We start from the raw sequence: 11,552 nt of genomic DNA on the forward strand, positions 1-11,552 counted from the left end.
CCCTATCCCGAGGGGCAATTTTCATCTTGGCCATCAAAGCGGTGGCGACGGGATTAGCTTGATTGAGAAAATCCCGCCAATTCAAGCGATTTAACTGGACAACTTGATAGTTAAATTCTAACACTTTTAAGTCGGGAAACTGGATTTTATATTGACGAATTGCTTCTTTTTGCGGACGCTCATAGGAAAATATGACAATCGGATAAACTGGCAAGGCAAATTTTTGATGCAGACGAGCAAAATAAGTAAACATTCGCCGATTAAATTCTGGTTGAGAGCTAGACTGTGCTTCTAGATGAATTAAGAAAAATGATGATTGTCCTCGAAATTGAACTTGGGCGACTAAATCACTTTCATACTTTTCTCCTTCCGTGACATCGGTAAAGACTTCTTTATCTAAAAATGTGATCTGATTAGGCTCTAAATAATTAATAATCTCAGGAAAAAACAACTGAATAAATTCAACAAAAAAAGTCGCAATTAATTCCTTAAATAAACGATCATGGTCAATAATATTATTCATACATAAGTAGTCGTGCAAAATTAATTTCCTAGTGAAGATAGGCAAGAGGCAAGAGGCAAGAGGCAAGAGGTGGTTAGATATGTGTAATTAATTTTGCTTAGGTACTTAGCAGTTAACCTAATGGTGAGATAGGAAGTTGTCCTTTGGGGGAGTCGGTCGCCGGTCGTCGATAGCAAAATGAGGCTACACTTCATCTTGAGGATAAATGCGCTAAATTACTGGTTAAGAGGGGGGCGAGGCAGTTCGAGCATTTGTACTAAAATATCCAAGGGACGGCTAACTGCTATATTTTCTGATGACGATATAAATAGCAAAAACTATAGACGAATAGCTATGAGCTTTGGTGAAGAATTTGAATTACTGCTGCGGGCCCGTTATCCTCTCATCTATGTTAGCACCCTAGAAGAAGAACGTCTCGAAAAAGCGATCGCCGATATTGCCAAACAGAGCCATAACCGTGCTGTCTATGTCTGGGATTTCGTGGATGGTTATCAAGATAATCCCAATAATGAGAACTTTGCTCGGCGTAATCCCCTGCAAGCTCTTGAATTCGTCGAAAAGCTGCCGACTAACATCGCCGCCATCATAATCTTACGGGATTTCCAGCGCTTTTTAGAAGATATTGCCATCGCCAGAAAATTGCGAAATCTGGCCCGTTCCCTGAAATCTCAGCCCAAAAACCTAATTATCGTCGCTCCCGAACTGTCTATCCCCTCGGATCTAACCGAAGTAATCACCGTCGTCGATTTTCCCCTTCCCAGTGGCGAAGAAATCAAACAGGAAATCCAGCGATTAATCGCCGCCACCGGACAACCCGTCAAAGAACCACTCCTGGATGAATTAGTGCTTTCTGCTCAAGGATTATCCCTAGAGAGAATTCGTCGGGTTTTAGCCAAATGTTTAGCCAGTCACGGCAAAATTGAGCCAGAGGACGTGGAATTAATTTTGGCAGAAAAACGCCAATCGATTCGTCAAACCCAGATATTAGACTTTTATCCCGCCACAGAGCAGATTTCTGACATCGGGGGCCTAGATAACCTCAAAGATTGGCTGATTCGTCGCGGTGGTGCCTTTAGTGAACGCGCCCGCGCCTACGGTTTACCCAATCCCCGGGGTTTACTATTGGTGGGAATTCAAGGGACGGGTAAATCCCTGACAGCGAAAGCTATTTCCCATCATTGGCACTTACCCCTACTGCGTCTAGACGTGGGGCGTTTATTTGGCGGATTGGTGGGGGAATCGGAATCGCGTACCCGTCAGATGATTAATCTCGCCGAAGCTTTAGCTCCCTGTGTGCTGTGGATAGACGAAATTGATAAAGCTTTCGCCGGAGTGGATGGGAAAGGCGACGGAGGAACCACCGGGCGGGTTTTCGGGACTTTTATCACTTGGTTAGCGGAGAAACAATCGCCCGTTTTTGTCGTCGCTACAGCTAATAACATCCAATCTTTGCCCCCGGAAATGTTGCGAAAAGGACGCTTCGATGAGATATTTTTTGTCGGACTACCTAGCCAAAAGTCCCGCGAGGAGATTTTTAGCGTTCATTTAGGGAAAGTCCGGCCCCATAATCTAAAAAGTTATGATATAAAGCGACTAGCCTACGAAACTCCCGATTTTTCGGGGGCAGAAATCGAACAAACCATCGTGGAAGCGATGCACATCGGTTTTAGTCAAAATCGCGACTTTAGCACCGATGATGTGCTTGAGGCCGCTAGTCAGATTATACCCCTGGCCCGCACTGCCCAAGAACAGATTCAATTTCTACAGGATTGGGCTAAGTCCGGTAAAGCTCGTTTAGCCTCTCGCGATGATCGTTTTAATGTCAATCCTAACAGTTAATTTAGCACCAATATGAAGCGTTTATCTGGTTTATTGCAATTTATGGTCGGTTTTGTCATGGGAGTGGCGATTCTGGTCGGTGGGGCTACTGCTGTCGCCTATATGCTTCTCTCTGGCATGAATTCTAATCCTCCTAAACCTGTCTTTACCGAGGAGAAAAAAGAGGAAACTAAGGAGGAAAAAGCTGCTAAATCCATCCCTACTACTCCCGTCCAAGAACAACCCCAAGCTGAGGTGAAAGAGTCTCCTAATACCCCAACACCAAAAGCTTCCCCGAAACCCAGTCCCGAAGAAACAAAAAGAGAAACCAAATCCGAGGGTTATCAAGCGCGGGTGACATGGCAAAGCGGTTTAAGTTTGCGCTCTGAACCTACCAGTGAATCGACTCGTCTCGGCGGTCTGGATTATAATACTAAAGTCAGTGTGGTGGGAACCAGCAGCGATGGCCAATGGCATCGCGTGCGTCTGTCCGATGGTCGCGAAGGTTGGATTAAAGCGGGTAATATTTCCAGAGTCGAGTAAATATTTATAAGGGTTAGGTTTTCTAAATCTACCCCTTTCCTTAATCAGTAATTGGACAAAGTTAAATTGACACTCTGGCAGGAGAGAACCCCAGAACTGCTCAACTCCAGAAGTAAAAAATATCTGTGATTAATTCTGTCTGGGGACTTAATCACTACTTCAAGAACGATTATCGCGATTAACTTTTCTGATTAACCAATAACTTGCCGCTAAAGCTAAGGTTCCCACGGTGAGGGCAATTAAATCATCTTTACTGTATTTATTGGGGTCGAAAATAATAATTTTTCGAGAGATGGCAATTAAAGCCGTAACTACTACTAATTCAACCTGTACGATGTGTTTTCTTAAGTAAGCAGTGACGTTTTCTAATAACTCTAAGGCAATCAAAATATTGAGAAATAATCCGAATATTTCAATTAAAGTTTTACTAAAAAAACCGACGGGTTCCGTAGTAAATAGGTCTTTGATTAGGATAACTACTAGATCATAAAGAGAAACAATAATAACAACAATTAAGGCTACGGATAAAACCTTAGAAACTATGTTTTCAATGAGATGAATCGACCTCATGAAATCTTCATCGCGCCATTGTTGACCGAAATTGATAAGTAGTTTCCGTATCTGTTTGAGCATGATCGATTAAGTAAAAAGTAAAAATTGTTATTGTATTTGATTGCTAATTGTTCTATTTAGTCAATAAGTAAGTCGATCCCCCCTTGATCCCCCCTTAATCCCCCCTTGATAAGGGGGGTGCTGATCCCCCCTTAATAAGGGGGGTATCTGACAATTTTTAACATCTACCTACTTAGAAATAATCTTACTTGAAGAAGGCTTCCCTAGAAAAAAAATCTAGGTGCGATCGCTTTTTAACATCTACCTACTTAGAAATAATCTTACTTGAAGAAGGCTTCCCTAAAAAAAAAATCTAGGTGCGATCGCTATTAAGTCAACCGCACCCCAAACTAATACAAATGCTCACATCTAGCTAACATCATCGTGAGCGAAACGATTATAGAGGAAGTCGAGGGCATAGTTACGCAGACGATAATATTCCGGATCCTCCATAATTCTCTCTCGATCGCGGGGACGGGAGAAATGAATATTCATCACTTCGCCGATTTTCGCTTCCGGTCCATTGGTCATCATTACCAGCTTATCAGCGAGGAAAAGGGCCTCATCGATATCGTGGGTAATCATCAACACCGTACAGCGTTTATCTTGCCAGATTTTCAGCAATTCTTCCTGTAATTCCTCTTTGGTAATCGCATCCAACGCACCGAAAGGTTCATCAAGAATCAACACTTCCGGACGGATAGAAAGAGCGCGAGCGATCGAAACCCGTTGTTTCATCCCCCCGGAGATTTGGGGAGGGGTTTTATCCATAGCTTCGGTTAAACCCACCATAGCTAAATGATCGCGCACGATCGAGCGTTTTTGTGCTTCCGGAGCATTGGGAGACACCGCATCTACCGCGAGATAGACATTTTCAAAAACGCTTAACCAAGGCAATAAAGCATAGTTTTGAAACACTACCATGCGATCGGGCCCGGGTTTAGTAATTTTCTTGCCGTTAACTTTAACAATGCCATCGGTGGGAGAAGAAAAACCCGACACCATATTTAATAGGGTCGATTTACCGCAACCGGAGTGACCGATCACACAGATAAATTCACCTTCATCGATGTTGAGATTAACGTCCTTGAGGACGGTGTAGGGGCCTCTAGGAGTGGGATAAACCTTAGAAACTCCTTCAATGGTAACAAAAGCTTCTTTAGTGGGGGCCTGGGTTGCTCGGTTAACTGTGTCGGTGGTGGTGTACATGATTAGTCTTTGGGGGAAATTAGTTAATAGGGGCAATGGCCGGGGATAATTGGCTAGGAATTATCCCCTTAGTCGATTTTTAGGCAATTTTGCGAGATTCACTGGCACTAGGACGAGCATCAATAGCCACTTCGGCCATGGTGACGTTTTGTTTGATCTCTAAACTATTGAGATAACCGATCGGATCCTCGGCATCAAACTCGATACCATCGAATAAAAGGATCGGTGTGCGACGATATTTAATATCCCCTAGACCCAATTCCCGGGCCGCGGTACTGAAGACACCCACCCGACAGACGCGTTCGAGAATTTCTACCCAGTTACGCGGGAAAGGAATGTGGCCCCAGCGCGCCATTTGGGTCATCATCCAGAGGTGTTCGGTACGACTGGGACGATTTACCCCATCCCCAAAGAACAGATGGTGTGCATATTCTTTCATCGGTCGATCGAGACTGCACGCGTAGGAGTTGGGATCACCCAGTTGGATATAATCTATATTGGTACTAAGGTACTGACGACTAGCGAGGATTTGACGAATTTCTTCCTGATTCCCTTCCTCGGCACAGTAGCGACAACCTTCCAGCAGTGCTTTGACTAAAGCGACATGGGTATTAGGGTATTTATTGGCCCAATCTTCCCGAACTCCCAGGGCCTTACCTGGGTGGCCCTGCCAGATTTCTAAGTCGGTAGCGACGGTATAACCGATACCTTCCATGGCGGCCCGTAGGTTCCAGGGTTCACCGACACAGTAACCGTCAATACTACCGGTTTTCAGGTCGGCCACCATTTGGGCCGGGGGAATAGTTTCGAGGTGAACGTCTTTATCGGGGTCAATTCCCGCTGCCGCTAACCAGTAACGTAGGAGCAAATTGTGCATGGAGGAGGGGTGAACAATGCCAAAAATATGGCGCTGCTCCTTCGATTCCAATAGCATCTGTCTTAAAACGTTACCGTCAATCACTCCCTCGTCATAGAAGCGTTTAGCGAGGGTGACACCGTTACCGTTACGCGTCATAGTCAGGGCGCTGACAATCGGCAAAGGTTGCTCCTGATAACCACCGACGGTTAACCAGGTGGGCATTCCCGAAGGCATTTGCGCCCCGTCGAGGAATCCCCCTGCGATCCCGTCCACAATGCCTCGCCAACTGGTTTCCCGGACTAAATTCACCTCATCTAGACCATGTTTAGTAAAGAATCCCTTTTCTTTGGCCACTGCTAGGGGCGCGCAAGCGGTGAGGGGAACAAAACCGATTTCTAGATTGACTTTTTCTAAACCGTGACGGGCAATCACTTCGACTTTGCGAGCGCGCAGTTTTTTGATCCGTTTTTGTTGGTTGAGGAAATAGATAATTTCACTCCGGAGACTGTAGTAACTGGGGTGTTCCACCACTTCCATGCGTTTGCGGGGACGGGGGATATCTACTTCCAAAATACCGCCAATTTTTGAGCCGGGGCCGTTGGTAAGCATGACGATGCGATCGGATAATAGCACCGCTTCATCCACATCGTGCGTCACCATTACCGAGGTCATTTGGTATTCTTCGCACAGCTGCATTAACTGTTCCTGTAGATTACCTCTAGTCAGGGCATCTAACGCGCCAAAGGGTTCATCTAAAAGTAGGACTTTCGGACGGATGGCTAGGGCGCGAGCGATCGCTACCCGTTGTTTCATCCCCCCCGATAATTCGTTGGGACGTTTATCCACTGCATGACGAAGATTGACCAGATCGATATATTTTTCGACTTCGGCTTTTCTTTCTTCTTCTGACAGTTGGGTGAGAACTTGATCGACGGCCAGAGTGATATTTTCTTTGACGGTTAACCAGGGTAAAAGGGAATAGTTTTGGAAGACTACCATGCGATCTGGTCCCGGTTTTTTAATGCTTTGACCTTGCAAAGTCACCACCCCTTCCGTGGGCAAATCTAAACCAGCAATCATGTTTAAGAGGGTGGATTTTCCGCAACCAGAGTGACCGATAAGGGAGATAAATTCCCCTTTTTTTATCTGTAAATCAATCCCTTTCAAGGCCACATATTCACCGCCACCACTGAGGGGGAAGACTTTATCGATGTTATCGACAGCGACAAACAAACTCATAGTTTTTTTCTCCTTAAATTGGCTCAAGTTTCAGTTATTTGAAAATGGGGAAAATTTCCCCATTGATTCCCTATTGACGAACGATTCGATTTTGCAACCAAGCCATAAAGCGATCGAGTAATAAACCCACACCACCGATATAAAACAGCGCAAGAATAATATCGCTGATGTAGTTATTTTGGTAGGCATCCCAGATAAAGAAACCGATACCGACGATACCCGACATAACGATTTCCGCCGCAATAATCGCTAACCAAGCTAAACCGATCGCAATTCTCAAACCAGTGAAGATGTAGGGAAGAGCCGAGGGAATTAATATCTTGAAAAAGAATTTTTTGCTGGACAATTGCAAGACTTGTTTAACGTTGATATAGTCTTGGGGAATTTGTTGGACACCGACGGTGGTATTAATCAAAATCGGCCAAACTGCGGTAATAAAGATAACGAATAAAGCGGCTGGTTGGTTTTGTTGTAAAGCGGCCAAAGATAGGGGAACCCAAGCAAGAGGAGGAACTGTTCTCAGGAATTGGAAAAGGGGATCGAGGGCCTTATTTAAGAAGGAATTTAAACCGACCATAATCCCAACACCAATACCAACCACTGCGGCAAAAGAATAACCGATTAATACCCGTTGCAGACTGGCTAAAGTTTGCCAGAATAGTCCTTTATCAATGCCTCCACGATCAAAGAAAGGATACATTAAATAAGTACGGGTACGCTCATTGGTGATTAGGTCGGATGGGGGGGGTAATTTGATTAATCCCACCATCGAGACTAATTGCCAAACAATCAGAAAACCTAAGATACCGATAATGGGGGGAAGAATGTCATGGGAATGCTTTTTCCAGAATTTACCGAAGTTGAAACCACCTTTACCTGTTCTGCTGACGCTACTTGCCATTTTGCCGTTTTCCTTTGTTGAAGATAAAGTTACTTGATTGGGAAGAGAAGAAAACATTTTTGGGATTGATAGACTAGATATTTTATCCACCTAGCCTATCGTTAAAAGCTCGCTATTTTTTGATCGCCAAACTATCGAGATAAGCTTGGGGATTGGCAGGATCAAAAGTCTTGCCATCAAAGAATTTTTCGACACCCCGGGAGGTACTGGTGGGAATATCGGCCGCGGGAACTCCTAATTCTGTAGCTGCCGCTTTCCAAAGATCCTCGCGGTTAACTTTGTCGATTAATGTTGAGGCAGTGGTTAAAGTTTCTTTCGGCAAGAAACCCCAACGAACACTTTCGGTTAAAAACCAGAGATCATGACTCTTGTAGGGATAGGAAACGCTACCGGCGGGATCTTTCCAGTAGAAAACCCCTTTATTTTTGTCGGTGATTTCCGGTTTACCGTCACCCATTTTCTGCATTCCTTTGAGGGGACCGGCGATAATTTCTTCTTTGAGGTTGAAATAAGCCGGTTTAGCGAGAATTGCTGCCGCTTCTGCCCGATTTGCCTCTTGATCGAGCCATTGCTGCGCTTCCATAATTCCTTTTAATAGGGCCTTGGTGGCTTTTGGGTTTTTATCCACCCAATCGGCACGGATAGCGAGGTATTCTTCCGGGTGATAGGGCCAGATTTCTGCGGTTAAAGCTGACATAAAACCGATCTGATCAGCCACAATTCGCGCCGGCCAAGGATCGCCGGTACTAAACGCATCCATGGTTCCCGTTTTCATGTTGGCCACGGTTTGGGCGGCAGGAACCGCAATTAGGTTAATATCCGTATCGGGGTTAATACCACCGGCGGCTAACCAGTAACGAATCCAGAAGTCTTGATTAGCTTTCGGGAAAGTATAGGCGGCTTTGAAGGGAGTTCCCGTCGTTTTCATGCCGAGGATGTAATCTTTGGCGGGTTTCAGGTCTAAACCGATATTTTTGCCCTCGTGTTTACCTGCGATCGCAATTCCGTTACCCTGGGTGTTTAACTGCGCTAACACATACATGGGGACTTTAACGTTATTTTTGGTGATTAGTCCCTCGGAAATTAGGTAAGGCATGGGCATTTGCCACTGTCCTCCGTCAATTCCGCCCGCATCTGCCCCAATTTCGACGTTATCTCTAGCAGATCCCCAGTTTGCTTGTTTGGAGACTTCCACATCGGCCATCCCGTATTTAGCGAAAAAGCCTTTTTCCTTGGCAATAATTAAGGGTGCGGCCTCAACGATAGGAATATAACCTAATTTAATTTTGGTGGTTTCAGGAGCTTGTTCCGGGGCGATGGCGACGGGAGAGGCTGCCGGGGAAGCGGGCGCGGTGGTGGTGGTTCCACCCGTACTGTCGGGGGGATTACCCACACAACCTTTGAGGACAACAGCCCCTGCCGCTGAAACCGCCGCCGTGGTTAAAAATTTCCGTCTCGAAAAATTTGACATAGAATCTCCTACCTGCTTGCTAAAGCAAATATGTGTGCTGAATTATGGGTAAAGGAATCCCTCGCTAAACTTCCCTTCTAGCCCGTGCTATAGAAATTTAGCTATGGAATATTGAATCTCGATTGAACTTACTAAATAAGTCTAGCGGAATTTGGAAAAAATAATTAATCCGATCGAGAATTTTATTTACAAAAATTTAATTCGATTGATAAGAATTAATTAAGACCATTGATATATCTAGCTTCTAGCCACTTAAAAAGGTTTCCGTAGGAGCGCCGGCGCAGGGGAGTGGGGAATTATGAATTATGAATTATGAATTATGAAGTGGGGAAGTGGGGAAGTGGGGAGGTGGGGAAGTGGGGAGGTGGGGAAGTGGGGAAGTGGGGAAGTGGGGAAGTGGGGAATTGGGGAATTGGGGAAGTGGGGAATTGGGGAATTGGGGAATTGGGGAATTGGGGAAGTGGGGAATTGGGGAATTGGGGAGCAGGGAGGTGGGGAGAAACAACAAAACGAGCCAAGCGTGAGTTTTAGGAATGCGGTTCCTTGCGGCTTGGTAGAATGGACAATATGCTTTCACCCCAAAGTAATGACCAGATCTAAAAAGCCGAAATCACCGAACTCCTCTGATTCGCCCACCTCTCCTGCCTTGGCGCTGTCTTCCCTACATTTTCGTCTCCAAGCTTTAGAGGAGGAGCATCAGTGGCTCCTCAAGCAGATTGGCAGAAAACGCAACGAACTGAAGAAATTCCTCGACCAGATGCGTTCCTTAGCGACGGAGATTTTCCAGAGAGGGCAACCCCTCTATCAAAAACTTACCGACCTCGACCGCGAAATACACGCCCTTTTTGACGAAATCCTCACTGCTAGAAAAATGGGGCAGCAGACAAAAAAAAGGATTCTCGGAATTTACGAGACACTTCAGTTAACGGGGGTGATTAGCCCAAAATTTGAGGATGGAGATGAAGAACTAGACGAACTTTTCGGAGACGAAGAGTCGGAAGGATCATCGGAGCAATCCGCGCAGGATTTCTTCTCTGGGGGAGACTCCTATAACCGTCACGATGATGGAACAGAGATATCACCTGAAAGCTCGCCTAAATCTCCTGAATCTAGACAAATACGCCGCACTTTCCTGAGAATGGCCGAGATTTTTCACCCCGACAAGGTTACGGATCCCGAAACTCGGATGCGTCACAATGAGATCATGAAGGAGGTCAACCGTGCCTATAAAGAGGGAGATATTGCCAGACTGCTGGAAATCGAACGACAGCATCAAATGGGGGACTCTTTCGCGGTTGAAGGCTCATCGGAAAGCGACCTTAAACGACAGTGCGAGAGGGTTGAAACCAATAACGAACTACTTAAAAAGCAATACGAGAACCTGAAAAGAGAACTGCGCTCGGTGCGAAATACCCCGGAAGGCGAGATGGTGAGGGCCAGCCGCGCTTGTGAGAAGGATGGCATCGACCCGATTGAGCAAATGCTAGAGGAGATGAAATTACAAGTTCAATCCACCGAAAAAATCTATAATTTTGTCCGTGACTTCCGCGATAAAAAGATAACGGTTAAAGAGTTTCTGCGCGGACCGGTCAGGATGGGCAGAAGCCCGGAAGAGATGGAAGACATTCTTGATCAACTTCTGGAGCAACTTCGCGGAATCAGCCGTTAAAGAGAGAAAGTAGGGGCGAAGCATTCGGGCAATAACCTATCGCTGAAACCGTATATTTCCTATCCGAATGCTTCGCCCTTACAGGACGCGGGCCGATGAAGACACAAGGTTTTGAACCACGATTCTCTCAAAATCTTGCACCGGTGGGGGCGAAACAGAACCCTAAAACCCTTACTTCGTCTATATTTCACATTTATTCAGCAAGCCTTAATTATTGCCGGTGGGATAATTATTGCCGGTGGGCGAACGCAGTTCGCCCCTACAAAATCGACCCGCCGTGAGGCGGGAAAGAAAAGAAAGAGAAAAAATAGAGAAAAAGGGTAAAAAGGGAAAAAAAAAGGATTTTAGTGATTGCCTTACCCCCTCAGATGCTTATGGATTGTCACAACATTGACTTTCCCCCGCTAACCGCTCGCGCGGTTAGCGGGGGATTCTCGGTTCTTAGGCTATAGAGCGACGGCATTCTCTGGCTCAAAAGAAAAGGCTCTTTATAGTTTATCATCGGCAAATCGATCACCTTCGGGCGATCGAATTCTGCAAAGAGCCACTACAAACGACCGACTAACAAGCATAAGCCCACCTTATCACCCCAACAAGAAATACTTTTGTCAAACCCCTTTACAAACCGATACAAACTCTCTAAGATAGAGACATCATCAATCGTACCTCGATAACTTAATAGGAATCATAAACCAATGACCACCACCT

8 protein-coding genes and 1 pseudogene are annotated in these 11,552 nt (G+C 45.5%); 3 read left to right on the plus strand and 6 right to left on the minus strand.

Going from position 1 to position 11,552, the window contains the following annotated elements; all coding sequences use genetic code 11:
• Positions 1-523: pseudogene (locus tag MICAI_RS05565) on the minus strand (Rpn family recombination-promoting nuclease/putative transposase); the annotation flags it as partial.
• Between the two features lie 333 nt (positions 524-856).
• On the opposite strand from MICAI_RS05565, the gene MICAI_RS05570 reads away from it, so the two are divergent.
• The gene (locus MICAI_RS05570) at positions 857-2,362 is read left to right on the plus strand and encodes an AAA family ATPase (RefSeq protein ID WP_008198959.1); all 1,506 of its coding nucleotides are present in this window, start codon (positions 857-859) and stop codon (positions 2,360-2,362) included.
• Between the two features lie 12 nt (positions 2,363-2,374).
• Positions 2,375-2,884, plus strand: coding sequence for an SH3 domain-containing protein (locus tag MICAI_RS05575; protein WP_008198962.1), 510 nt, complete (start codon positions 2,375-2,377; stop codon positions 2,882-2,884).
• 159 nt (positions 2,885-3,043) lie between these two features.
• On the opposite strand, the gene MICAI_RS05580 is transcribed toward MICAI_RS05575, so the two are convergent.
• From MICAI_RS05580 to MICAI_RS05600, 5 genes are all read right to left on the minus strand, one after another.
• Positions 3,044-3,517, minus strand: coding sequence for a phosphate-starvation-inducible PsiE family protein (locus tag MICAI_RS05580; RefSeq protein WP_002800917.1), 474 nt, complete (start codon positions 3,515-3,517; stop codon positions 3,044-3,046).
• A 348-nt stretch (positions 3,518-3,865) separates the two neighbouring features.
• Positions 3,866-4,705, minus strand: a complete 840-nt coding sequence (locus MICAI_RS05585) for a nitrate ABC transporter ATP-binding protein (RefSeq protein WP_008198964.1) — start codon at positions 4,703-4,705, stop codon at positions 3,866-3,868.
• A gap of 79 nt (positions 4,706-4,784) precedes the next feature.
• The gene (locus MICAI_RS05590) at positions 4,785-6,803 is read right to left on the minus strand and encodes an ABC transporter ATP-binding/substrate-binding protein (protein ID WP_008198966.1); all 2,019 of its coding nucleotides are present in this window, start codon (positions 6,801-6,803) and stop codon (positions 4,785-4,787) included.
• Between the two features lie 70 nt (positions 6,804-6,873).
• Entirely contained in the window at positions 6,874-7,704 is an 831-nt protein-coding gene (gene ntrB / locus MICAI_RS05595; protein WP_039899650.1) for a nitrate ABC transporter permease, read from the minus strand.
• A gap of 112 nt (positions 7,705-7,816) precedes the next feature.
• Positions 7,817-9,175 carry a CmpA/NrtA family ABC transporter substrate-binding protein gene (locus MICAI_RS05600; protein WP_008198969.1) on the minus strand — a complete coding sequence of 453 codons (1,359 nt, stop codon included), beginning with the start codon at positions 9,173-9,175 and terminating at the stop codon, positions 7,817-7,819.
• A gap of 586 nt (positions 9,176-9,761) precedes the next feature.
• On the opposite strand from MICAI_RS05600, the gene MICAI_RS05605 reads away from it, so the two are divergent.
• Complete coding sequence (locus MICAI_RS05605) at positions 9,762-10,844, plus strand: molecular chaperone DnaJ (protein ID WP_039899651.1); 1,083 nt, start codon at positions 9,762-9,764, stop codon at positions 10,842-10,844.
• The last annotated feature ends 708 nt before the right edge of the window (positions 10,845-11,552 follow it).

Origin of the sequence: Microcystis sp. T1-4 (genome assembly GCF_000297435.1) — a bacterium.
Lineage (GTDB): Bacteria > Cyanobacteriota > Cyanobacteriia > Cyanobacteriales > Microcystaceae > Microcystis.